This window comes from Pseudomonas japonica, assembly GCF_013522925.1.
Classification (GTDB): Bacteria; Pseudomonadota; Gammaproteobacteria; order Pseudomonadales; family Pseudomonadaceae; genus Aquipseudomonas; species Aquipseudomonas japonica_A.
In genome coordinates this window covers 91,498-115,309 of record NZ_JAAMQU010000011.1, presented here as the reverse complement: position 1 = coordinate 115,309, position 23,812 = coordinate 91,498, and the positions used below count along the sequence as shown (strand labels likewise).

The 23,812-nt window shown below is 62.3% G+C and carries 22 protein-coding genes; 8 read left to right on the top strand and 14 right to left on the bottom strand.

The window, feature by feature from the left end; translation table 11 throughout:
- Positions 1 to 10: 10 nt before the first annotated feature.
- From G7016_RS17960 to yaaA, 4 genes are all read right to left on the bottom strand, one after another.
- A complete protein-coding gene (locus tag G7016_RS17960) occupies positions 11 to 1,174 on the bottom strand; it encodes an alginate biosynthesis protein Alg44 (RefSeq protein ID WP_181117080.1) in 1,164 nt (387 codons plus the stop codon).
- 34 nt (positions 1,175 to 1,208) lie between these two features.
- Positions 1,209 to 2,690, bottom strand: a complete 1,482-nt coding sequence (gene alg8 / locus G7016_RS17955) for a mannuronan synthase (RefSeq protein WP_181117079.1) — start codon at positions 2,688 to 2,690, stop codon at positions 1,209 to 1,211.
- A gap of 102 nt (positions 2,691 to 2,792) precedes the next feature.
- Positions 2,793 to 4,112, bottom strand: coding sequence for a nucleotide sugar dehydrogenase (locus tag G7016_RS17950; RefSeq protein WP_181117078.1), 1,320 nt, complete (start codon positions 4,110 to 4,112; stop codon positions 2,793 to 2,795).
- An 842-nt stretch (positions 4,113 to 4,954) separates the two neighbouring features.
- Positions 4,955 to 5,725 carry a peroxide stress protein YaaA gene (yaaA, locus tag G7016_RS17945; protein ID WP_181117077.1) on the bottom strand — a complete coding sequence of 257 codons (771 nt, stop codon included), beginning with the start codon at positions 5,723 to 5,725 and terminating at the stop codon, positions 4,955 to 4,957.
- Positions 5,726 to 5,866: 141 nt separating this feature from the next.
- Here yaaA and G7016_RS17940 point away from each other — a divergent pair, with 141 nt between their 5' ends.
- The 3 genes from G7016_RS17940 to G7016_RS17930 all read left to right on the top strand — a co-directional run bounded on the left by G7016_RS17940 (position 5,867) and on the right by G7016_RS17930 (position 9,668).
- Positions 5,867 to 6,997, top strand: a complete 1,131-nt coding sequence (locus G7016_RS17940) for a polysaccharide deacetylase family protein (protein ID WP_375139706.1) — start codon at positions 5,867 to 5,869, stop codon at positions 6,995 to 6,997.
- Between the two features lie 373 nt (positions 6,998 to 7,370).
- Complete coding sequence (locus G7016_RS17935) at positions 7,371 to 8,765, top strand: PhoH family protein (RefSeq protein ID WP_181117076.1); 1,395 nt, start codon at positions 7,371 to 7,373, stop codon at positions 8,763 to 8,765.
- A gap of 72 nt (positions 8,766 to 8,837) precedes the next feature.
- The gene (locus G7016_RS17930; protein WP_181117075.1) at positions 8,838 to 9,668 is read left to right on the top strand and encodes an SDR family oxidoreductase; all 831 of its coding nucleotides are present in this window, start codon (positions 8,838 to 8,840) and stop codon (positions 9,666 to 9,668) included.
- A 91-nt stretch (positions 9,669 to 9,759) separates the two neighbouring features.
- Here G7016_RS17930 and G7016_RS17925 read toward each other — a convergent pair whose 3' ends face one another.
- Genes G7016_RS17925 through G7016_RS17910 form a run of 4 tightly spaced genes read right to left on the bottom strand, consistent with a single transcriptional unit; the run spans position 9,760 to position 14,506 of the window.
- Positions 9,760 to 10,608, bottom strand: coding sequence for an efflux RND transporter periplasmic adaptor subunit (locus G7016_RS17925; RefSeq protein ID WP_181117074.1), 849 nt, complete (start codon positions 10,606 to 10,608; stop codon positions 9,760 to 9,762).
- 10 nt (positions 10,609 to 10,618) lie between these two features.
- Positions 10,619 to 10,819 (bottom strand): DUF1656 domain-containing protein, encoded by a 201-nt coding sequence (locus G7016_RS17920; protein ID WP_181117073.1) that lies wholly within the window; start codon positions 10,817 to 10,819, stop codon positions 10,619 to 10,621.
- The gene (locus tag G7016_RS17915; protein WP_181117072.1) at positions 10,809 to 12,977 is read right to left on the bottom strand and encodes an FUSC family protein; all 2,169 of its coding nucleotides are present in this window, start codon (positions 12,975 to 12,977) and stop codon (positions 10,809 to 10,811) included. The genes G7016_RS17920 and G7016_RS17915 overlap by 11 nt, the downstream gene beginning before the upstream one ends.
- Positions 12,974 to 14,506 (bottom strand): efflux transporter outer membrane subunit, encoded by a 1,533-nt coding sequence (locus G7016_RS17910; RefSeq protein ID WP_181117071.1) that lies wholly within the window; start codon positions 14,504 to 14,506, stop codon positions 12,974 to 12,976. The genes G7016_RS17915 and G7016_RS17910 overlap by 4 nt, the downstream gene beginning before the upstream one ends.
- Before the next feature lie 256 nt (positions 14,507 to 14,762).
- Between G7016_RS17910 and G7016_RS17905 the strand changes: the two genes are divergently transcribed.
- Both G7016_RS17905 and G7016_RS17900 read left to right on the top strand, forming a co-directional pair.
- Positions 14,763 to 15,716, top strand: a complete 954-nt coding sequence (locus G7016_RS17905) for a LysR family transcriptional regulator (RefSeq protein WP_181117070.1) — start codon at positions 14,763 to 14,765, stop codon at positions 15,714 to 15,716.
- Between the two features lie 124 nt (positions 15,717 to 15,840).
- Entirely contained in the window at positions 15,841 to 16,815 is a 975-nt protein-coding gene (locus G7016_RS17900) for a 2-hydroxyacid dehydrogenase (protein ID WP_181117069.1), read from the top strand.
- Here the strand turns inward: G7016_RS17900 and G7016_RS17895 are convergent.
- Positions 16,805 to 17,719: a DMT family transporter gene (locus G7016_RS17895; RefSeq protein ID WP_181117068.1), complete on the bottom strand. Its 915-nt coding sequence runs from the start codon at positions 17,717 to 17,719 to the stop codon at positions 16,805 to 16,807. The genes G7016_RS17900 and G7016_RS17895 overlap by 11 nt on opposite strands.
- Positions 17,720 to 17,856: 137 nt before the next feature.
- Between G7016_RS17895 and G7016_RS17890 the strand changes: the two genes are divergently transcribed.
- Positions 17,857 to 18,744, top strand: a complete 888-nt coding sequence (locus G7016_RS17890; RefSeq protein WP_181117067.1) for a helix-turn-helix domain-containing protein — start codon at positions 17,857 to 17,859, stop codon at positions 18,742 to 18,744.
- Here G7016_RS17890 and G7016_RS17885 read toward each other — a convergent pair.
- From G7016_RS17885 to G7016_RS17875, 3 genes are read right to left on the bottom strand one after another with little or no spacing between them, the layout of a single operon-like run.
- Positions 18,738 to 19,058: a DUF3325 domain-containing protein gene (locus G7016_RS17885; RefSeq protein WP_181117066.1), complete on the bottom strand. Its 321-nt coding sequence runs from the start codon at positions 19,056 to 19,058 to the stop codon at positions 18,738 to 18,740. The two genes, G7016_RS17890 and G7016_RS17885, sit on opposite strands and share 7 nt — an antisense overlap.
- Positions 19,058 to 20,614 (bottom strand): PepSY-associated TM helix domain-containing protein, encoded by a 1,557-nt coding sequence (locus G7016_RS17880; protein WP_181117065.1) that lies wholly within the window; start codon positions 20,612 to 20,614, stop codon positions 19,058 to 19,060. Before G7016_RS17880 ends, G7016_RS17885 begins: the two co-directional genes overlap by 1 nt.
- Complete coding sequence (locus G7016_RS17875) at positions 20,611 to 20,913, bottom strand: DUF3649 domain-containing protein (protein WP_181117064.1); 303 nt, start codon at positions 20,911 to 20,913, stop codon at positions 20,611 to 20,613. Before G7016_RS17875 ends, G7016_RS17880 begins: the two co-directional genes overlap by 4 nt.
- Before the next feature lie 391 nt (positions 20,914 to 21,304).
- Here G7016_RS17875 and G7016_RS17870 point away from each other — a divergent pair, with 391 nt between their 5' ends.
- A complete protein-coding gene (locus tag G7016_RS17870; protein WP_181117063.1) occupies positions 21,305 to 21,643 on the top strand; it encodes a DUF3509 domain-containing protein in 339 nt (112 codons plus the stop codon).
- 32 nt (positions 21,644 to 21,675) lie between these two features.
- Here the strand turns inward: G7016_RS17870 and G7016_RS17865 are convergent, their stop codons facing one another.
- Positions 21,676 to 22,173 (bottom strand): phosphate-starvation-inducible protein PsiE, encoded by a 498-nt coding sequence (locus G7016_RS17865; RefSeq protein ID WP_181117062.1) that lies wholly within the window; start codon positions 22,171 to 22,173, stop codon positions 21,676 to 21,678.
- A 151-nt stretch (positions 22,174 to 22,324) separates the two neighbouring features.
- On the opposite strand from G7016_RS17865, the gene G7016_RS17860 reads away from it, so the two are divergent.
- Positions 22,325 to 22,570, top strand: a complete 246-nt coding sequence (locus tag G7016_RS17860; protein ID WP_181117061.1) for a YebG family protein — start codon at positions 22,325 to 22,327, stop codon at positions 22,568 to 22,570.
- A 9-nt stretch (positions 22,571 to 22,579) separates the two neighbouring features.
- Here G7016_RS17860 and G7016_RS17855 read toward each other — a convergent pair whose 3' ends face one another.
- Positions 22,580 to 23,743, bottom strand: a complete 1,164-nt coding sequence (locus G7016_RS17855) for an MFS transporter (RefSeq protein ID WP_181117060.1) — start codon at positions 23,741 to 23,743, stop codon at positions 22,580 to 22,582.
- Positions 23,744 to 23,812 lie beyond the last annotated feature (69 nt).

The window sequence follows — 23,812 nt, the reverse complement described above, 5'->3', positions numbered from 1 at the left end:
TGACGCTCACTTAGAAGCCGTGGGCCATGGCTTTGTCGATCAGCCAGTCGATCGAAGGGCCGTGAGTGCTGGAAACATCCACAGGGCGGCCAGCGTATTTCACATCCAGCGGCTGGTCTGGCTTGATGGTCACGCGCATGTCGGTGGACAGGTCGTCGGTTTTCAGGTTGGTGGCAGACACTACCTGGCCCGAACGCAGCTGGTCATCACCGGCTACACGGAAGTCAACCTTGGTGCCTGGACGAATGTCGTCGATCTGGCGGTAGGTGTAACGGGCTTCGATGTTGGCGCTGGAGTTGCGAGGCACCAGGTTGAAGATCACGTCACCCTTGCTGGCGTACTGGCCGTTGGCAACCAGTTGCTGAGCCACGATGCAGTCGCATGGCGAGGTCAGGGTGCCGGTCATTTGCTTGCCGAACAGCTCGGTCACTTTCTGGGGGGTCAGGTCCTGTTCTTCCAGGTGGCCCTTGAGCACGTCCAGCATGCTGGTGCTGAAGCTGGCCAGCGGCGAGCCTTTTGGAGCCAGGCCGTTGGCGCCTACCAGGCTGGATACGGTGCCGTCACGCGGCATGGTGATGTTCATGCCCGGCGCGGCCACTACACCCGACTCGGCGTGGGTGACGAAGTACAGGTTGTAGACCGACTTGAAGATGTAACCGAAGGCCACCAGGCCGACGATGAAGATCCCCAGGCTGAAGGTCACGGCGCGCAGGCGGCCGAAGAACGACATGTCGTTGCCAGCGGCCTTGCGCTTGCGGGCCTTGGTGAAGTTGTCGCGCTGCAGGGTACCGAGCACGTCGCCCATGGTGACCAACTCACCGCTCAGGTGGGAGGTGATCAGGTGACGCAGGGTCGCGATGTCGGCCTGTTCCAGGTTCTGGAACTGTGCGCCGACGCGGCCGTTGCCCTCGACCGAACGAGCCTGGAACTCGATGTCCATGCCCAGGCCCAGGTTGTCGATGACGAACATCAGGCGGCCACGGTAGATCTGCCCCTCGACCAGCGGGTTTTTAGGCATGAAGGAGAAACCACCGGCGGAAAGCTCTTCTACTTTCGCTTCCTGGGTTTCGCGGTTCGGCCCGATGAAACGGATCTTCGCTGGCAGGCGAACCCGTGCGAATTGGCGCTGGGCTTCGGACTCATGGACCACATTGGGGTTGACGGCTGTATTCATGGTTAATTTTCCTACTTAATCCATTGAGGGCTGGTCAGACGATCGCAAACAGGAACGCAACGAATACGCTGCCTGCCGAGAACGTCATGGTCCGAGAAGACCAGGTGTTGAACCATTGTTGAAAACTGGCCAGATCACGTTTCGTGGACGTGGGTTGCCGCGTCCAGGACTGGCGGTCGAGGCGGAAGAACACGTAGATCTTCATCAGCGCGCCGACGATCTGGTTGTAATAAAGAATGATCGGGTAGGCCGGCCCCACGGAGTGCCCGCTGAGCGACAGCAGGATGGTGAGAATCAGGCGGGTAATACCGATCCACAGCAGGTACGCGAGCAGGAACGTGACGCTGTACTTGAACGTCGCGATCAAGGCCGCGGTCAGCCCCAGCAGGGAGGTCCACATGGACACGCGCTGGTCGAACAGCACCACCATGGTGAACAGCCCGAGGCGGCGAATGCCCAGCCCCAGTGCCCGAGAGTTCTGCCGCAGGTTGTTGCCGTACCAGCGGTACATCAGCTTGCGGCTGGCCTTGACGAAGCTCTTCTCCGGCGGGTGTTCGACCGTGTTGATGGTCGCATCCGGCACATAGAAGGTGTCGTAACCCAGGCGCATCAGGCTGAACCAGCTGGACTTGTCGTCACCGGTCAGGAAGCGGAAGGTGCCCAAACGCCAGTGCTTGAGCGAGTCGCTCTCCACGTCGGCGATGAACAGCGGGTCGGTTACCACCGAGGCGCGGAAGACGGACATCCGGCCGGTCATGGTCAGCACGCGCTTGGACAAGGCCATGGAGCACATGTTGATGTGGCGCTGGGCGAACCGCAGCTTGTGCCACTCGCTCATGATGTAGCTGCCACGCACTTCGCAGAACTCGTTGGTGGTCAGGCCACCCACGTTCGGCCACAGGGCGAACCAGGGCACGGTCTTGCGCACAACGCCTTCGTTGAGCACGGTGTCGCCGTCGATCACGGCCACTACCGCATGCTCGTCGGGCAGGTGCCGCGAAATCGCGCGGAAGCCGTACGCCAACCCGTCCCGCTTGCCGGTACCGGCGATGCGCACGAAGTCCAGGCTCACCCGCTCAGGCGGGTTCATCTTGGCCCAGAGGGACTTCATCAACAGCTCGTCCGACATTTCCACCAGCGACGCGACGATGGTGGTGGGGTAGCCGCTGTCGATCGCTTCGCGGATCACCGACTGGTACACGGCCGCCGTGGTGCTGGCGTCGATACGGAAGCTGGTGACCATCAGGAACACGTGGGAAGGATCTGCGTCGGTGCCCAGCTTCATCACCTTGCGGCGCAGTAGCGGGTAAACGACGTAAAGGAACAGCATGCCGCGCACGAAGTGCATGGCACCCATCGAATAGCGCCAGATACCCACGGCGCCAATCAGGAAAATGAAATCCTTGGAATCAGAATTGAACAGCGATGGGGGCAGCGCAAGCGCCAGGCCCATCAGCAGACACAAGTAAAACAGCCATCCAGCAGCCTGGAGCAGGCCGTGCTTTAGCCTCGACATATCCGCATCCGTCTCTTCATCGACCGCCCGGATCGGCGTTCGAAAGTGTTAAGGCAGGCGTAAAGAACCGCGGGGGCCGTAGGCCCACCGCGGTCACGGCTGTTACCAGCAGATACCTTCGTAGTTCGTGTTCGAGTCGGTCGCTTCTTTCTTCAGGAAGCCGACCAGGTCGAATACTTGCTTGCCCGCTGGCGGGTTTTGCAGCAACTCGCCGAAGGCCTTGTCGCCGTTACCCAGGATCAGCACTTCAGCACCGTTTACAACGGCATCGAAGTCAGACTTGAGCAGGGACGATACGTGAGGGATCTTGGACTCGATGTATTCCTTGTTCGCGCCCAGGATGCGAGCGTGCTCTACGTTCTTGTCGTAGATGCTCAGCTCGAAGCCTTTGCCGATCAGGCGCTCGGCCAGCTCTACCAGCGGGCTTTCACGCAGGTCATCGGTGCCGGACTTGAAGCTCAGGCCCAGCAGGGCAATCTTGCGCTTGCCGTAGCCGTTGATCACGTTGAAGGCGTTCTGCACTTGTTGCTCGTTGCTGACCATCAGCGAGTTGAGCAACGGAGCCTTCACGTCCAGCGAGCTGGCGCGGTAGGTCAGTGCGCGAACGTCCTTGGGCAGGCAGGAGCCGCCGAAAGCGAAGCCTGGGCGCATGTAGTAGGCGGACAGGTTCAGCACGTGGTCCTGGCAGACCACGTCCATCACTTCACGGCCGTCTACGCCGCATGCCTTGGCAATGTTGCCGATTTCGTTGGCGAAGGTGACCTTGGCCGCGTGCCATACGTTGCAGGTGTACTTGATCATCTCGGCCACTTCGACCGGCTTGCGGATGATCGGAGCATCGAGCTCTTCGTACAGGCCTTGCAGCACGTCGCCGGACTGTTTATCGAACTCGCCGATAACGGTCATGGGCGGGTGGTCGTAGTCTTTGATAGCGGTACTTTCGCGCAGGAACTCTGGGTTCACTGCTACGCCGAAGTCCACGCCAGCTTTTTTGCCGGAGTACTGTTCCAGGGTAGGAATGACCACGTTCTTCACGGTGCCTGGCAGCACGGTGCTGCGCACGACTACGGTGTGGCGCTCGGATTTCTCTTTCAGCACTTCACCGATGCTCTTGCATACGGCTTCAATGTAATTGAGTTCGAGGTCGCCGTTCTTTTTGCTTGGGGTAGGTACGCACAGCATCGAAACATTGGTCTCGCGGACCGCTTTAGCGAAGTCAGTGGTACCGCTCAACTTGCCTTTGCTCACTGCGCTGGCAAGGAGTTCTTCCAGGCCAGGCTCGACGATTGGCGACTTGCCGTCGTTGATCAGATCGATCTTGACTTGCGAAACGTCAACCCCAACCACGTCGTGACCACGAGCTGTCAAGCAACCCGCACATACCGCGCCAACATAGCCCAAACCAAAGATGCTGATACGCATCGCTTCACCTCATGTGTTTATCACGCCAGCTCACTCAGGAGCCAGACTGGGGGTTAATTAACCAGCAGTATTCGGGCACTCGGATGCGTGACAACTAAATGTGTCATTCCGACTGTCGCACAACCTAATGCAGGCATAATAAGTCCGAGTGCCCCAGAATGTGCACTCAACAAGGGCATATGGAACCCTGTTTTTCAGGTCCGCCCTGGAATGTAGCCAGCCTTTATGACAGAACGGCTCACTTACTTTCGCTACTTGCCTTCGCGGGGTATTGTTATGCCTTGCGAATCAAGCATTAAGCCGCATGCATGAGTTTGCTGTGCAAACTCGGGACTGGCCTTGCGCTGAGGGTAGTTATGGTGCGTTCTCTCCTGAGATTAACTTTCGGGCTGCCTTGACAGTTCCCTTCGAGTCACACGCCTGGATCACTACATCCAGCCGCTTCGATCTCCTGCCGTGTACGTCATCTCTCACACGCTGAGTGATTCAGTACGCGTCGTATGAGCTACAGATACCCCGGGAAGTTCCTGAGCGCTAGCACCGCGCATACAATTTTCCAGTGGATTTTTCCTACAAAACGTAGTGGCACAAAGCCATAAAATCTCGATATTTTCCTTTAAAATCAACAGCTTGAAGCACCAAAAACCCAAAGCGCCAGCACCCAAAAAATTTTTGGCTTTTTTGGACTTTTTTCAAGCTGGGAGACACTAGCGTCGGTTTGACTCCTACACTTTGACCGGTATTTGGCGCCGGACTTCCGTCAACTTGCAGCTTGCACGAGCTGCAAGCCCGGAAAACGTCACAGAAATGAGGCAAAGACGCAGTGTGACTGCGATCACAGTTTAGCTATCGCGCAGGAAAACCAGATTATTGGCACCCGAACGCTCCGGCGCATAGCGGTAACCGGCCTCGTCGAACGCTGTCATCGCCTCGGGGTGCTCCAGGCGATTGCGAATCACGTAACGCGCCATCAGGCCCCGCGCCTTCTTGGCGTGAAAGCTGATGATTTTGTACTCGCCGTTCTTGAAGTCGCGGAACTCGCAGTCGATCACCCGTGCTTTCAATGCCGGCCGCTTCACGGCAGAGAAGTACTCCTTCGACGCCAGGTTGACCAACACGTCATCACCCTGCTCTTTGAGTGCCAGGTTCAGCCATTCGCTGATCCGATCTCCCCAAAAGGCGTAAAGGTCTTTACCGCGGGCGTTCTTGAAAGCCGTACCCATTTCCAACCGGTAGGGCTGCATGAGGTCCAGCGGCCGTAACAGGCCGTAGAGGCCCGAGAGCATTCGCAGGTGCTGCTGCGCGTAGTCGAAATCCGCTTCGGAAAATTCCTCGGCCTGCAGGCCCGTATAAACGTCACCTTTAAAGGCCAGAATGGCCGGACGGGCGTTTTCAGGGGTAAAGCTGGGCGACCAGCTGCCAAAGCGCGCTGCGTTTAGGCCGGCGAGCTTGTCCGAGATGCCCATCAGCTCACTCAACCGGGCCGGTGAAAGCTCGCATAGCCCAGCGATCAATTCCTTCGAATGCTCGATAAAGGCGGGCTGGGTATGGCGCCGGGTTGGCAAGGGGCTTTCGTAGTCGAGGGTCTTTGCAGGCGAGATCACCAACAACATGAAGGGCGCTCCAGAAAAAAGGAGCGAGCTTGGCGCGTTAACGGCCTCGCTTCAACACTGTTGTGGCTATCTCCGTGATTGATTCGCCAGCGGCCAGGTGGGTGGCTATCATGCGCGCATACTGCTCAAGGAGGACTTTCGTTGCGCCTGCTCCCATTGATGCTTGCCTTTGCCCTGCCCTTCGCGCCTGCCGCCGTGCAGGCCGCGCCCGCCGAAGTGGCCCTGATGGACCGTAGCCAGTGGCCAGAAGCGCTGAGTACGCCTGCGCTGTTCGATGTGGCATCCCGGGCACAGATCCTGAGCTTCTCCCGCGAGCTACTGGCCAGCGAGGCCCTGGACGAAACCGCGCTGGCCGATCGCCTCGGGCTGCATCAAATCAACATGGCAGCGATCAACACGCTACGTGAGCAATGGTGGCAACGCCTTTGGGCCAATTTCGACCACGCGCAGCAAAGCTGTGCCGAGGATGCCTCCTTCTGTTATGCCGTGGATAACCTGGACGACCTCAAGGCGCAGGCGGGCCAGTTCAAGGTGGAGTCCGACTCCTTTTATGCACCCTGGGCCGAACCCGGCCGCGCCTTCAGCCGGACCTACCTGGACGAGCAACTGCACATGGCGGCGCTGCTGCCGGAAATCAGCAGCGAGGTGGTGAAGTTCTCCAAGGCCGAGCATAACGGTGATGAACTTGAAGACCGGGTGTTCCTGCTGTCGTTCGATGGAGGCCCTGGCCCGGCGGAGGGCAACACGGACTGGATTGCGGACTTCCTGCGCCGGCAGAAAATGAACGCGACCTTCTTCGTACTGGGCAACAGTGTGCAGTTGCGCCGGCAAAGCGCCCCGCCCGAGGAGCTCGAAGCGCTATACCGCGATCAGTGCGTGGGGGTGGAGGGCTGGCAATACCGATCTCATAGCCAATGGCTGGACTGGCAGGATTCGGTACTGCGCAGCGTGGCGCTGGTGCAAAGCCAGCTGCCGGAAAGCTACGTACCGCAATTCCGCCCTCCTTATGGCCAACGCCGGCCAGACAGTGGCGAATTCTTCGAAAGCCAGCAGCTGGACGTCGTGCTCTGGGACATCGACTCTCAGGACAGCAACACTCAACTCAGCGCCGAGGACAGCGGCGATCGCGTGCTGACCCTCATGCTGCTATGGCGAAAAGGGATCATCGTGTTCCACGATGCCCAGCTCAAGGCGCGCACCGCCGTGCCGGCGCTGCTGGCCGCGACGGCACAGAGCGGGATTGCGTGGGAGGATTGTCGGGATTACCCGTGACGGCGAGCTGCAAGCTGCAAGGGGAAAGCGGTTCGGCGACGTCTTGTAGCTTGAAGCTTGTAGCTTATAGCCCCAAGCGAAGCGGCGGGTCAGCCAAGGCCGGTTGACTTCGGACTGTAACGGTGTGGCTCATGCGCGCCAAGCGCTATTCGTCACACCGAAAAATAAACATGAAACATCGTTCAAAAGGCTTTGTTCGGTCACAGGTTTTGGAGTACTAAGAAACAGACCGCCGAACCCTGCCGACACAGGTGGCGTCCACACCCGACCCCGCTTTTTGTCGCCAGGTCTCCCATTGGAGTAACGGCGGCCGTTCGAGGCGCAGCACCGCATGGGTATTGCGTCGACTGGCTCCCACGAAAGGTGACCGAGTATGGATGAACAAGGACGCACTCTCTCCACCCACCAGCCCATCCTGTATGTGCTGGACACCAACGTCCTGATCCACGATCCCAACGCACTGCTCAACTTCCAGGAACACCACGTAGCCATCCCGATGACCGTGCTCGAGGAGCTGGACAAGCTCAAGGACGGCAAGCACTCGGTGGCCGCCGAATGCCGGCAGGCTATTCGCTTGATCGACAAGGTGCTGGGCGAGGCCTCGCCGCAGGATGTCGAACAAGGCGTGCCGATACAGCGCGGTAAAGGCGATCCCAAGGGTTATCTGTCCATTCTCATGAACAAACGCGGCGCACTGGAGAGCCCGCTGCCGGATCACTTGAACGACAACGTCATCATCAATCAGTTGATCGACCTGCATGCGCGACGCCCTCAGCTGGACGTGGTGTTGGTAACCAAAGACATCAACATGCGGCTAAAGGCCCGCGCCTGCGGCATTGCCGCCGAGGATTACAGCACCGACCAGCTGGTGGACGACGTTTCGCTGCTATCAAGGGGCTACCACACTGTGTCGGGCTCCTTCTGGGACCGTGTTCAGAAAGTGGACACGCGCCAGGACCATGGCCGTACCTGGCACCGGGTGCAGCTGGCCGAAGTATTGCCCTCCGCGCACATCAACGAGTTCATCATCGATGAGCAAGGTTTTGTCGGCTGGATCAAGGCTGTGCGCAACGATGAACTGATGATCCTGGACATGCATCAAGAGCCACTGCTGCACCAGGAAGCCTGGGGGCTCAAACCCAGGGACATCCACCAGGCGCTGGCGCTGTTCGCGCTGCTGGACCCAGACATTCACCTGGTCAACCTCTCTGGCGCGGCGGGCTCGGGCAAGACGATTCTTGCCTTGGCCGCGGCGATCGAGCAGACCATGGTGAGCAAGCGCTACCGGCGCATCATCGCGACCCGCAGCGTGCAGGGGCTGGACCAGGAAATCGGCTTTTTGCCGGGGACCGAGGCCGAGAAGATGGAGCCGTGGCTGGGAGCCATCACCGACAACCTTGAAGCCTTGCACATGGACGACGAAAACACCCACGGTAGCGTGGATTACATCCTGAGCAAGGTGCCGCTGCAGTTCAAATCCCTGAACTACATCCGCGGCCGCAGTTTCCAGCAGAGCCTGATCCTGATCGACGAGTGCCAGAACCTCACGCCACACCAGATGAAAACCATCATCACGCGTGCCGGTGCGGGGTCCAAGGTGGTCTGCCTGGGCAACCTGGCGCAGATCGACACCCCGTACCTGTCTGCGACGAGTTCGGGCCTGACCTACCTGACCGAACGCTTCAAGGACTTCCCGCACGGCGTGCACATCACCCTGCAAGGGGTGCCGCGCTCGATCCTGGCCGAATACGCCGAATCCCACCTGTAATCGCACGGCCTGGCGGTTTCGCCAGGCCCCTTCCTTGGCTAGCATGGCCGCTTCCATTCACTGGAGGCGCCCATGCCTGTTTCTTTGATCACCGGTTGCTCGAGCGGCATTGGCCTGGCGCTGGCTCACGCCCTGCGCGCGGCCGGCCATCATGTATGGGCCACCGCCCGCCAGCCAGCAGATGTTGCCCAACTGGCCGCGGCGGGCTTTTCGGCGCAGGTATTGGACGTAACGGACGAGCAACAGTGCCAGGCCCTTGCGGCGCTGTTGACCGCCGAAGGCCATGGGCTTGATGTGCTGGTCAACAATGCAGGCTATGGCGCCATGGGCCCGCTGCTCGATCAAGGCGATGCCCTGTTGAGGCGCCAGTTCGATGCCAATGTGGTGGGCCTGGTAGGCGTAACGCGTGCATTGTTTCCACTGCTTCGGCAAAACCGCGGCGTGGTGGTGAACATCGGGAGTGTGAGTGGTGTGATGGTCACGCCGTTTGCCGGGGCCTATTGCGCGTCCAAGGCGGCGGTGCATGCGCTGAGCGATGCATTGCGTATGGAGCTGGCGCCGTTCGGGGTGCGGGTGATGGAGGTGCAGCCGGGGGCCATCGCTACCCGCTTCGCTGATAACGCCAGCGCGGCAGCCGAACAGGTGATCGCCGAAGGCTCGGCGTGGTGGCCCATGCGTGACGGCATTCGCCACCGGGCCCGCGCGTCACAGAACCACCCTACCCCAGCCGCCGAGGTGGCCGACCGTATCACCCAGGCCCTGGCCCGCCCTGGCCCGCCTCGCCTGCTAAGGGTAGGCCGCGGCAGCCGAACGCTGCCGCTGCTGGCGGCGCTGGTGCCCAAGGCGTTGCTGGAATGGGGCTTGCGGCGGGCATTCGGGTTAGCGAAGCGCAATCCGTTGTAAAAAGGCTCTTGACCTGTAGTGCCCCTGTAGGAGGCCTCTAACCCTGTGGGAGCTGGGCGCAGCCGCAGGCGTAGCTCGCGAAAAACCGCGATCAGTGGATGAGAACGGTGCAGGTTGTGCCCGCCGCCAGCAACATGCCTTCAGGTACTTCATCCAGGTGGATTCGCACCGGCACGCGCTGGGCCAGGCGCACCCAGTTGAAGGTAGGGTTCACGTCGGCGAGCAGTTCGCGGCTTTCCGGGTTGTCGCGGTCGTAGATCCCGCGGGCAATGCTTTCAACATGCCCCTTGAGGGTTTCGCCGCTCATCATCTGCATCTCGGCGGCGTCGCCGACATGCACATGGGGCAGTTTGGTTTCCTCGAAGAAGCCGTACACCCAGAACGAGTGCTCATCCACCACGGCCATCTTGGCCTCCCCTGCGCGGGCATAATCGCCAGCATGCACATTCAGGTTGGTCACGTAACCATCGACCTGGGCCACCACCCGGGTGCGCGCCAGGTTCAGCTCGGCCGCCGCCAGCGCGGCCTGGGCCTGCTGGTATTGGGCCTGGGCGGCGTCGGCGATGCTGCCGGCATCTTCCTGGTTCTCTTTGGAAATCACCATGGCGTCGAGGTCGGCGCGGCGGCGGGCGTTGAGCTTGCGCATGTCCCAGGTTGCCTTTCGGGCGGCCACCAATGCCTTGGCCTGATCCACCGCTACCTGATAATGCGCTGGGTCGACCTGGATCAGCAGGTCCCCCTTGCGCACGCGCTGGTTGTCTTTCACCGGCACCGCGACCACATAGCCGGACACATCGGCGGCCACATTGATGATATCCGCCCGCACGCGGCCGTCCCGGGTCCACGGGGTATCCATGTAATCGACCCACAGCAGGCGCCCGAGGAACACGGCCACGCCGAATACGACCAAGGTGCCAACCAGGCTGAACAGCTTTTTCATCGCGTCGATCTCAACGGTAAACGGTTAGCGCCAGCGCGCCGAAAATACAAAAGAACAGGCTCAGGCGCAGCAAGGCGGGGTGCCAGAACCAGCGGTATACGTCCAGGCTGGCGAGCACGCGGTCCAGCACCCAGGCCAGGCCCATCGCCAGCAGCAACAGCACGGTCAAAACGGGCATGTACACGCCATGGAAGGCTATTTCACGCGGCATGGGCGGTTCCTGACGAAGCTGGCAGATCGGCCAGCGGTGAGCGGGGGTCAAGCAGGCTGCTGCGAATGAAGTGCAGGTAGCTCTGCACACGCCGCAGCACCGAGGTATCGAAATGCCGGGCGAAGGGCTCGTCTGCCTCGCGCACGCTGCCGATGGCTTGGTCCACCGCCGCCAGCGCTCGCTCGCGGTTCGCGGCCACCGGCTGGATGAACAACCGGATCAAGGCCCGCCCCATGGCGCGGATTGCCTGCCGCCACGGCTGCCCCTCGGCATAAGCGGGGTGTACGAACAGGTCATCCTGCTCCCGGCGAATCTCGATTACCGCATGGCCGATTTCAAGCACCAGCAGCATCCAGCGCATCAAGTCACGCTGCACCCGCGGCTGGGCCGCAGCCAGCCCATAAGCGTGGTGCACAATATCCCGCGCGCGGCTTTCGAAGCTGCTCGCCAGCCGCCGCGACTCGCCACTGACCGCGAACACCATCAGGCGCCGCAGTTCGGATTCGAGCCGGCGCCACATCCAGCCGGCATTGGGCGGCAGAATGATCGCGCCTGCGGCGGCGCAGATCAGCATGCCGATCACCATGGCGATGTAGTCGTTGATAAAGCCGTAGGGGTTGTACACGGTCAGGTTGTCGGGCACCGAGCCGATCGAGAAGAAAATCAGCAGCCCCAGGCCATACCCTGCCAGCGGTGGGCGCGAGGCGAGAAACGCACCGAAGGCGAATACCGGGGCCAGCACCAGACACAACAGCGGGAACCCATCAATGTGCGGGTAAATGAAGAAGTGCTCGACAAAGCCTGTGCAGGCGCCGAGCAAGGTGCCGCAGGCCATCTGGAACGACATCCTTCGCGGGTTTGGCATGGCCGCCGACAGGCCTACCGTGGCGGCCGCTACCAGCGTCATGGTGCCGCCGCTGGGCCAGGCGGTGGCGATCCAGTAACTCCCCAACCCCACCAGCACCAGTGCACCGCGGAACCCCGCCGCCAGGGAGGCCAGCCAGGATGTATGCGTTGCATAGGGCTGGTCCCATTGTTCGCGCTCATGCCGATGGGACGCCAACGAGGCATGGGTCAAGGCGTAGCCGTGAAGGGTATCGGCAAAGCGGAACAGCAATTCGAACGCGGTGTGAAAGTCCAGCAAGTCTGCTTCGCTGGGGCTGGTCTGCAGAAAGCCGGCGCGCAGGGTGCGTACCTGCTCGGCGAAACCAGCCTGATGGTGCTCCAGCGCGACCGCCAGGCGGCTGGCATCGTCCACGGTCAGCGGCCGGCCACCGAACGGGGCGAGGCACGCGGCGAAACGCTCCAGCCCCGGCGCGATGAAGTCGCGCACCTGGCCATTGTCGCGGGTGCGGGCGAGCAGCTGGTGCAGCGCATTGAAGCGAGTAGTCAGGGCCATGAATTCGCTGTTGAGCCGGCTCACGCGGCCGCTGCGGCGGCGCATATGCGGGTCTTCGAATGCCGTGGCGCTGCGCAGGCCTTCCAGCCCCACGGCCTCGGCGAGGAAACGTACGTTGCTGGCTTCAAGCCCCTGGTCGGTGGCCACCCCGCGCAAGCCGTCCACCACTACGGCCGCGAATACGCCGAAGCGTTGATACAAGGCGTTGCGCATGGCAGCGCTCGCCGATTGGGGCAATACCGCGGCGCTTACGCTGGTGGCCACCAGCAAGCCCAGGCAGATCTCCAATACCCGCCAGGCCGCAGCGAAAAATGCGCCCTCCGGGTGGGCCAACACTGGCAGGCCGATCATCGCGGCGGTGTAGCCGGCCAACACAAAGCCATAACCGCGGAAATTGCGCTGACGCACAGCCCCGGCCGAGCACAGCCCTACCCACAGCGCCAGGCTGGGCAGGAACAGCTCGGTATTCTGAGGAAACAACGCAATCAGCAGTACCGTCACCACAGCGCCGGCCAAGGTGCCCAGCAGCCGGTAAAAGCTTTTGGCGAACACCTGCCCGCTTTGCGGCTGCATCACGATAAACACCGTGATCATGGCCGTGCGCGGTTGCGGGAACTCCAGGCGCATGGCCAGCCACAGCGTGAGAAACGCTGCCAGCAGTACCTTGAAGATAAACACCCAGGTCACGCCGTCGCTGCGTGCCCATTCCAGCCAACCGCGGCGCAACTGTTCGCCCAGCGGCATGCGCGCTGTGGTCATGGCTGCACCGCGCCACGCACGGTATCAAGCCGGGTAAGCACGGCGGGCGTGGCAGGCGGGTTCAAGCGGTCGGCGGCGGGGGCATCCCGGCCAGCCTCCAAGCCACCTCCCAGGGCGGTGATCAGGTCGGCCTGGGCTGCGAGCCTGGAAGCCTGAACCTGCTGCTGTATGGTTTGCTGGCGCAGCAACGCGGTTTGCGCCTGCAGTACGTCAAGGTAGCCGGTAAGCCCGCGCTGCCAGCCCACCCGTGCCAAATCGTAGGCGCGCTGGGCATTGGCGACCGACTCATCAGCGAACGCCGCCTGATGCGTCAGTGATTCACCGCGAATCAACTGATCAGAAACGTCCCGCAACGCATCGGCAAGCACCTGCCGGTATTGCGCCACGGCAAGATCATAGCCCGCCGCCGCTTCGCCCAGCTCGGCGCGCAGGCGGCCCCCGTCGAAGATCGGCAAGCTGAACGCAGGCCCCACGCTGTAACCCAGCTTGTTGCCGGTGAGAAATTCCAGCATGCCGCCGCCGGTGGTCATATAGGCGAGGCTGGCGCTGAGGTTCACGTTCGGATAGAAGCCCGCGTGTGCCACGTCGATCCCGCGGGCCTGTGCCGCCACTTGCCAGCGACTGGCAACCACGTCCGGGCGCTGACCCAGCAATTGCGCAGGCAGGCCACTGGGCAAACCAAGGGGCGCGGCCAACTGCAAGCGGGGCCGCTGAATAGCAGCGGCGTCTCCCGGCCCCTTGCCGGCCAAGGCCGCCAATTGGTTGCGGGCCTGGGCGATCTGCTCGTCGAGTTCGTCCAGCTGACGATGGGTTTCCGGAATCACGGTTTGCGCCTGGCTCACTTCCAGCTGAGTACCAATCCCCGCCCGCAACCGCTTGTTCGCCAGCTCCAACACCTGGGATTGCTGCGCCAACGTCGCTTGCAGGATGTCTTGCCTGGCATAGCTCAGCGCCATGCCGATGTACACGCGCACCACATCATGGGTCAGCGCCAGGCGGGCTTGCCGTGCTTCGGCGGCGGCTTGATGGGCAAGGTCCAGCGCACGCTCGCTGAAGTTGCGGTCGCGGCCCCACAGGTCGAAGTCGTAGCTCAGGCTGAGCCCGGCGTTATTGTCCCAGGTGGTTTGATTGGCCAGGTCGCCCGGCCCGTAAAAGCCATCGGAGGGCCAGTTGCGACGGTGCAGGGCACCCTCGGCACTTAACTGCGGCGCCTCGCGTGCTTCGGCCAGCCCAGCGGCGGCGCGGGCCTGGCGCAATCGCGCGGAGGCTACCGCCAGGCTCGGGCTACCCTCAACCGCCGTCGCCACCCATTGGTTCAATTGCGGGTCACCGAAGCCTTGCCACCACTGCGCGCTCGGCCAGCGTGCCTCTGTGGCCGCAGCGCGTATCGCTTCGTCGGTAGCCAGTTGATCAGGTTCGGGCACGGTGGCGTTCGGGGCGATGCCACCGGTGCCGACGCAGCCGCTTATACAGGTTGAAAACGCACAGGCAATGAGTGCTTCAAGCGCACGGGAAAAGCGACGCGGCACAGCGGCGGGTTCCGAAGAAGGGGGTTGGGCAGGGTACTGAGCGAGGCCATTCTAGGGTGCGCGTGAGCGGGCGATAAGCGGCACTTGCGGTGATTCTTTGTTACGTGGCCGGAGATAATCCAAGGTGACAGCGGCCCCGCCGCTTCCCACGAGATAAGCAGGCAACATGGATGAAACCTGGTTTCGCCAAGCCGGGCGAGGGTTACGATTGTGTAACTTCATGCGACAATCAGCCGGTTCATTCAGAGAGCGAGCCATGGACACCCTGCAAAACATGCGCGCCTTCACCTGCGTGGCTGAAGCTGGCAGCTTCACCGCGGCGGCCGTGCAGCTGGACACCACTACTGCCAATATTTCCCGCGCCATTTCCAACCTCGAAGCACATTTGCAAACCCGGCTGCTTAACCGCACTACCCGGCGTATCGCCCTGACCGAGGCAGGCAAACGTTACCTGCTGCGTTGCGAGCAGATTCTGGCCTTCGTGGAGGAAGCGGAAGCCGAGGCAAGCGATGCGCACGCCCGCCCGGCTGGCCAATTGAAAGTGCATACCATGACCGGGATCGGCCAGCACTTCGTGATCGACGCCATTGCCCGGTACCGCAAGGTCCATCCGGACGTGACGTTCGACCTTACCTTGGCCAACCGCGTGCCGGACCTGCTTGACGAAGGCTATGACGTGTCCATCGTGCTGGCCAGCGAGCTGCCGGATTCAGGCTTTGTGTCGCAACGGCTGGGGATTACCTACAGCATCGTGTGCGCCTCCCCCGACTATGTGAAAACCCATGGGGTGGCGCGTAAACCCGGCGACCTGCGCAACCATGCCTGCCTGCGCCTGGTAAGCCCGGTGGTGCAACTGGAGCGCTGGTTCTTCGATGGCCCGGAAGGCCAGGAGATGATCAACATCACCAACGCGCCCTTCCAGGTGAACTCGGCCGACGCCATGAAAACCGCGATTTCCAGCGGCATGGGCGTTGGGGTGCTGCCGATCTACGCGGCCATCGAAGGCCTGCGCAACGGCACGCTGGTGCGGATGATGCCCGAGTACCGCCTGCAAGAGCTCAACCTGTATGCCATCTACCCTTCGCGGCAGTACCTGGATGCGAAGATCAAGACCTGGGTCGAATACTTGCGCGGCTCACTGCCCGACATCCTCGCCGCCCAGGACGCCGACCTGCGCAACCACGAGCAGGTCTTGAGCGGCAAGCTGTAAGCCACAAGCCGCAAGCTGTACGTTTCAAGCTGCAAGTGGCTTCACCGCGCACCGCTTCAAGCTTGCAGCTTGAGGCTTGCAACTTGTAGCTTTCCATCTCCCAGACAACCGGAAACCGTGCCCGATGAGAAAGACCGTACTCGCTTTCAGCCGCATCACCCCGCAGATGGTCGAACGCCTGGAACAGGATTTCGATGTGATCGTGCCCAACCCGAAACAGGGCGATGTGTCGGCACAGTTCAACGAGGCGCTGCCCAGGGCTCACGGCCTGATTGGCGCGGGCCGGCAGTTGGGTGAAGCTCAGCTCAAGAACGCCACACAGCTGGAAGTGATTTCCAGCGTATCGGTGGGTTATGACAACTACGACGTGGATTACCTCACACGCCGCGGCATTCAGCTCACGAACACACCCGACGTACTGACCGAGAGCACGGCCGACCTGGGCTTTTCGTTGATCATGGCCAGCGCGCGTCGCACGGCGGAACTGGACGCCTGGACTAAAGCCGGCCAGTGGAAAGCCACCGTTGGCCCCGACCTGTTCGGCAGCGACGTGCATGGCAAAACCCTGGGCATCGTCGGCCTTGGCAATATTGGCGCAGCCATTGCACGGCGGGGCCGCCTGGGTTTCAACATGCCGGTGCTGTACAGCGGCAACAGCCGCAAGCCCGCCCTGGAAGCGGAACTGGGCGCTACCTTCTGCGAGCTTGACGACCTGCTGGCCAAGGCCGATTTCGTGTGCCTGGTGGTGCCGTTGAGCGAAAAAACCCGCCACCTGATCAGCCATCGCGAACTGGGGCTGATGAAAAAATCGGCGTTCCTGATCAACATCGCCCGCGGCCCGGTGGTAGACGAACCCGCGCTGGTCGAAGCCTTGCAGAACGGCACCATTCGCGGCGCCGGGCTGGACGTGTACGAGCGCGAGCCGCTGGCGGAGTCGCCATTGTTCGCCTTGAAAAACGTTGTGACCCTGCCCCATATCGGCTCGGCCACCGGCGAAACCCGTGCCGCCATGGCAGAGCGGGCAATGGCGAACCTCACCGCCGCGCTCAAGGGCCAGCGACCCACCGACCTGGTGAACCCTGACACCTTCAAAGGCTAGGTTCTGTATGAAAGCGTAGGGGCGGCTGGCTTGACCACCCTCCCTTGCTGAACACCAGTACGTTCCCACCCAGCACCAGCACCAGCCCGAACAGGGCCGGTGCGCTCCAGGTATAGCCTTCGTATCCGGCGGACACGTTCAAGGCCACGATCGGGAACAACACCGTGCAGTACGCCGCCCGTTCCGCACCCAGGCGACCGACCAAGGTGAGGTAGGCAGTAAAGGCAATGACCGAGCCGGGGATAGCCAAGTACAGCAACGCCCCGACATACGTGGGTGCCAGGTCGAAGCCAAAGGGCGTACCGCTGGCAACGCACCACGCGGCTAGCATCATTGCGCCGTAACCCATGCCCCAGGCATTGCTGGTCGCCGGTCGAATGCCATTCTTCTGGTGGAGGGTGGACAGCAGATTGCCTGCCGAAAAACACAACGTACCGAGCAGCGCCAGGCCCACGCCTATCAGTGTCTGCTGGCCTGCGCCATGGCCGGCCACCTCAGGCCAGAACAGCAAACCAAGCCCTGCCAGGCCCAGCGCGCCACCGACCATCACCCGGGGGCTGATCCGCTGGCCGAACCACAGCCGGGCGTTCAGCGCATTCCAGACCGTAGAGGTAGAAAACACCACGGCCACCAGCCCGCTGGCGATGTATTGGCTGGCATGCAGGAAGCACACGAAATTCACGCAGAACAGGCACAGCCCCTGAGCAACCGCCAAACCGTGGCCACGCCGGCCCATGGGCTGCAACCGTCGAGTGGCCAGCAATACGGCAAACAACACGACAGCAGCCAGCGCGAAGCGGTAAACGATCGACGCGGCAATGGCCACCTCGCCCAGTTGCAGTTTGAGGGCGATCCAGGTGGTGCCCCAGATCAGCACCGTAAGCAGATAAAGCGCGACAGTCATGACCACCTCCATAATCCGGCAGCCAGTGTGAGGGCGTGACTGGAAGGCGCGCTTTCAGATTCCTGCGCTTTTGATTGGCGTGCTGCTGGTAAACACGCCGGGCCGCGTTAGGATGAGCCACCCGGAAGGAGCGCCCCATGAAAACCCTGCACGAGATCGAGGTATTCGAAGCACTGCGCCAGTCACCGCATGCGCGGCTGGAACAGCGGGCCGGGCTGGGCGATGGGTTGGTGGCCGCGGTATGGAACAACCGCAACGACGCGCGGCATTACCAGGGCCCCGGGCACCATACGCTCTCTTGCTACCTCGCCGGCGGCACTGGCACCCACCGCCGCGAGCGCCCGCAGCGTAACGGCGCCCCCGGCAAGCTCTGCGTATTGCCCGCCGGGCACGACTCGGCGTGGGTCATCAATGGGCCCATTCGCCTGGCGCATCTGTATTTCAGCGAGGAGCAATTGGCCCTTGGGTGCATCGCTTTGTTCGATCGCGAGCCCCGCGCCCTGGCGTTGAACGAGCGAACTTTCGTGGATGACGCCGAACAGGCTCGCCGTTTCGCCCGCCTGGTGGCGCTGGACTGGAACGAGCCCGCCGAGCGCCTGCTCACCAGCAGCCTTGCCCATGAAATGCTGGGCCATGCCCTGCATACCCAGATAGCGCCGCGCAAGGTGTTCGAATTCAAAGGCGGCCTGGCGCCCGCGCAACGCCGCCACGTGCTTGAGTACATCGAAGCGAACCTTGCGGCGCCGCTAAGCTTGGGTGAACTGGCCGCGGTGTGCTGCTTGTCCGAATTCCATTTCGCCCGCATGTTCCGCCTCAGTCTGGGCGTGCCGCCTCATCGCTTCGTGCTGGCGCGGCGCATTGCCATGGCAAAACGCTTGCTGGCCGACCGAACCCGGTTACTCGCTGATATCAGCCTTGCGTGCGGCTTTGCCAGCTCCAGCCACTTCAGTACTCGCTTCAGCCAGGCAGTGGGCATGGCCCCGGCGGCCTATCGCGCAGCGTTGGGCACGCCCACGCTTCAATAGGTACCGAACACCAGCGTGGCCGGCACCCCGCCGGTGGCAAGCGCCAATGCCATGCGCGGCCAATAAGGTATCAACGCTACCAGCACACCTGCGCTCGCCATCGCCAGCCCCACTGCGCGAACCAGCCCCATGGCCCAACCGGAGGAGGCAATCATCAGCCCCAACGCGACAGCCAGCAGCAGCACCCCTGACAATCGCAGCAGCTGCTTCCGCTGGCGGCCAGGCTTGGCGCCAAGCAGGTCCTGATGGTGGCGATCCATCGCCAGGCACAAGGCGCTGAACCCGGCGTAGCACAGTGAAGCCCCAAGCAGCATCAAGGCATCACCCGCGCAGGCCGAGCCGGCGAGGCCTGCGCGGCCGAACGGCGCGCGACCTTGCGCGCCAGCCAAGCCAGCAGCACGGCAACCAGCACAGAGGTGAGGTCCACCCCGGCGGTCGCCCAGTCACCTTCGGCAACGGCAGTGGCCAAGCCCCGGCCTGTGTAAAAAACTCCAAGCACGGGCAAGGCCGCGAACATTACCGCCGCGGCGCTGAGCTGCTCGACCCAGCCCCGCTGCTGCCCTTGGCGCAGAACGGCATGGGCCAAGGTCAGGAGCCAGGTAAGGAAGAACACCCGAACCTCCCAGCCCGCGCGCTCCTGCAGTTGGACCGGGAGTAAACGATTGGCGCAGAAGAACGCCGCAACGGCCAGTACCAGCCCCGCCATGCTTGCAAGGTTAAGCGTGGCGACACAGCGCACGCCAAACGGCGGCTTCGGTTCGCGTGCGTACTTGAGCTGCCGCTTGCTCAGCCACAGCACCAGGCCGGTACCGATCATCGCGGTGCCGCCCAGGCCGAAGATGAAATATAGCCAGCGCTCCGCCGTAGTCGCGAACTGCCCCATGTGCAGGCCATAGAACCCACCTGCCACCAACAACGCCCCTTTGTCGGCAACGCTGCTGCCCAGCAGGGCCCCGGTAACACCGTCGAATGCCAGGCTGGCGCCAGGTACATAGGCGATGCGGTCGCCGGGATGGCGATAGAACACCACACGCGCGGCACCGTCCCCCGGGTTTTGTACCTCTACCCGGGCAAAGCGCGCGCCAGGCCACTCGGCCATCGCCTGGTCGTACAGCCGGGGCAGCGATGCCGCCGACGCTGTCTGCCCGGATGCGGCCCCAGGGAAAGCGTTAGGGAACACATCCTGATAAAAAGCGGCGGGCGCCCCTTTATAGACAGTGAACAGGGTGGCGGGCAGCAGCATTGCCATGAATATCACCAAGCCGCTGTACGTGATCATCAGGTGAAACGGAAGGGCCAACACGCCCACGGCGTTGTGGCCGTCAAGCCAGGAGCGTTGCCCCTTGCCGGGGCGGAAGGTGAAGAACTCCTTGAAGATCTTTTTGTGGGTAATGATGCCGCTCACCATGGTAACGAGCATCGCCAAGGCGGCAAAGCTCGCGACCCAGCGGCCAAACGGGTAGCCAAGCTCGAGTTCGTAATGGAAGCGGTAGAAAAAGTCGCCGCCTTTGCTGTCCCGAACCGCCAGTAACTGCCCCGTGGCCGGGTCTAGCAACTTGCTGATAAAGGCCCCGCCCTGTTCGGCTGGCGCCTGCCACATCACTTCCAGCCCCGGGCGGCGATCGTCGGGTGGCATGATGTACCAGTTCGAGGCGCCAGGCGCCGCCTGCTGCATGAAGGCTTGGGCATACCCCAGCGCCGCACGGGTGTCGAGCGGGCGCACGGGTACTTCCGGCTGCGCCCAGTGGGTGACTTCGTCCTTGAAATAGCTGAGCGTACCGCTGAGAAACATCGCGAACAGCAGCCAGCCAAAGGTCAGCCCCAGCCAGGTATGCAGCCAGGCCATCGCCTGCCGGAAGCTCTCTCTCATGCGGTTGCAATCCGATACAAGCCGATGTCTGCCAATGCGAGCACCAGCGTACCGGCGCCTATGCCCAACCAGGCCCTGGCCGCGCTGCGGCAGGCGAACACCCAGAGGGTTGCGGCCACATAGATCACCAGGCCCAGCATCATCGCACCCGCTGCTGCCTGCGCCGGCGGGCTGGGCCAAACCGCGCCCACAAAAGCACTGGCGGCAGTGGTGAGCGCGTAGCCACCGAGGCTGGCGGCCAGGCAGCGGGACAACACACCCAGCCGATAACGGGCGGGAACGGGGGCAGGCTTTTTCATGGGCAGCCAGTCAAGGCGGAGGCGGAGCGTGCGATTCTATTGATAAACATTCTCATAAGCAAAGAAACCTCATGCGCGCGCACCGCCGCAGTGCGGATCCTTGCCGAGGAAGGGAATGCATGCCCGAAGGGTAGCGTGCTAATAGATGTTAAATAGCCATACCGCTCAATGGCTTAACGCCACTTTTCGAGGCAGGGCCCCGTTGAACCGGCCATTGCTGAAGGTAAGGTAGATAAAGGCCAGGCTACGGCACGCCCCTTGCACATCACTGGTACAAGCCAGCAGCAAGGGCTTGAGGGTTGATCGTGGGGTTGAACCGACGGTCAGGATCGCGAGAACTATCACTGGCCGCCCCAGTCAATAGGTGCAGTCTCGACCAGTCAGGTGAAGTATGGACAACCCCTTTCAGATCATCAGCGAAGCATTTCAACCCGACTACCGCGTGAACCTGAGTATTCAGGGCCTCGACGGGACTATCATGCTCACCTTGTCCAACGAGACGGGGATGGTCGCCAAGCGGATGATCAGCCCTGCCCAGCGCAACGATCCCAAGCGCTTGCAGCGGTTGATCGAGAGCATCAAGTTCGGCATTGCCATCGAGCACGGTGGCAGCGCGATGGAGATGCTCACGGCAATGACCGACGGCAGCCGCCAGCCTCTACTTCCTCAAGGTACCGGTGCCTCCGCCTGGCGCGCCGAACACACGACGGCGCGCGGCGCGGGCTTGTAAGCCAGCCCGCAAGGCACTGGCTGAAGGCTGACTCAGGTTTCGCCCTTCTCCAGCTCCACCACTTCGACCTTGCCCGCTCGCTTGCGCTGAGGGCCCTCGATCTTGATCGACGGGAACCGCGACGACGCGTAGCGCACCACCAGAATCGCGAATGCCAGCAGCAGAATCGCGCCTGACAGGTACACCACCCCCAGGTCTGCTGGCGCATGGTGGGACACGTCGGAAATCAGCAGGCGCGTGAGTGCGGTGATCGCCACGTAGATCAGGAAACGTACAGGCATGTGGTTGGTCTTGAAATAGATCCCCACCATGGCGCCCAGCTCCAGGTAGATGAACAGCAGCAGGATATCGTCCACGCTGATCGAGCCCTTTTCGAGCATCTGCATGAACGCCAGCACCGCCGCCCAGGCGGTAACCCCGCCGATGGCGAACAACGCCAGGTAATGAAACCCCTCTACCAGCAGGTTTCCGAGCGACTCCGCGCAATCATGCACGCGCCCTCGCAACGCGTCGGCCCAATTGATCTTCACTGTCTATCATCCTTCTGCGGTGACCCGGGCAGCGTGCCCGACCGGTGTTACAACAGATGGCGCATGCAGAATCAAGGCCACAGGCTTGCCTGCGCGCTCATGACACTGTATAAATAACCAGCATATGCACCTACACGCTTGAGAGGCCCTCATGGCTGTTGAAGTCCTGTACCGAAGTACTCGTGACCTGGAGACCATATTCTTGGATAGGAAACTCGCAGACGCTCACGATCAAATGCTGGAGCTGGCCGAAGTGGTTGGCCAGGTTCTGGAAAAGAACATCGAAGGCCTGAGCGAGAACCAGGCCGAGGAAATCGGTATTTTCCTCGCGAAAAACCGCGCCGTCTTCGCCGCGGCGTTCAAGAGCAATGTCGAGGCACTCGCCGAGCTCAAATAGCCCCTGGCTTCATGCCTTGGCAATGCTCGCCCGCAAGGGTGGGCGCCTGGCCATTGCCGCCAGCAGCGCCAAGGCGCCAAGCGTCAAGGCGCCTCCGAACGCCCAGAGCCCGGTTGCCGGCGTAAAGCGGTCCGCGATCAGCCCGGTGAACACCACGGGCACGCTGAAGCCTGCATAGGCCAACAGGAAAAAGCCCGCACTGGCACGGGGCATTTCCGCGCCAGCCTGGGCGGCAATCGCGCCCAACCCGCCGAGGTAAATGAACCCGTAGCAAGCGCTACTGGCCGCGACCGTACCCACCAGCACCACCGCCAGTTGGCCATTCAGTGCGCCCCAGGCAATCAGGGCGTAACTCGGCGGCAGTATGGCCAGGCCAAGCGCCACGGCACGGCGTGCAGGCATTCGCCGCGCCAGCGGCTGGAACATCAGCCCGCAGCTGATCACGCTGAATGTCGAAAAGCCCGCCCACGCTCCCAATCCCGCCACTTCCAGCACGGAAGGAAGAATGGCGATCACCACGCCCGATGCCGCCCAGGCCAGCAGAATGGCAAGCCCATATCCCACGCACCCCGCCGGGTAACAGGGCAGGCGTACCATGGCTGAAGCGCGACGGGGCGCGGGGTCGGGCAGCTTGAGCATTAACATCAGGGCCAGGCCGGCGAGCACCAGCTGTATCCAGAAACTGGCCGGTGCCAGCCCTGGCGTGTGCAACAGGCATACGCTGGTGGCCGCAGCGCCCAAGCCAAACCCCAGCGATGTGCTGGCCGTGACCCAACTGGCGGCACGGGCCGCGTCCTGGCGTTCCAGCGCCAGCAGTTCGGTCATATAGGCAGTGCCGGTGGCCGATGCCAGCCCGGTACCTAGCCCCAGCAAGCAGCGGGCAATGGCCAGGCTGTAAAGGCCAGGCGCTCGCAATAGCAACACTGTGGCCAGCATCGACAGGGCGAGCGCAGTCACGATCAAAGGTTTACGGCCCACCCGGTCCGCTAGCCCGCCCAACAGGAGCAACACCGGCAACACGCCTAAAACGTATGCCGCAAATGCAACGGCCGTAGCCCCGGCGCCAGCGCCCGACAGTTGCGCATACGCAGGGTACAACGGCGCTGGCAGGTTGACCGCAGCCGTGATCAGGCATAGCGCTATACACAACAAGCGAGCAGGCAAGCGGGTCATCGAGGCGTTCCAGTAACAGGGGCCTGCAGGCTAGCGCCGGGGTGTTTTTTAACAAGGCACAGTGGTGCG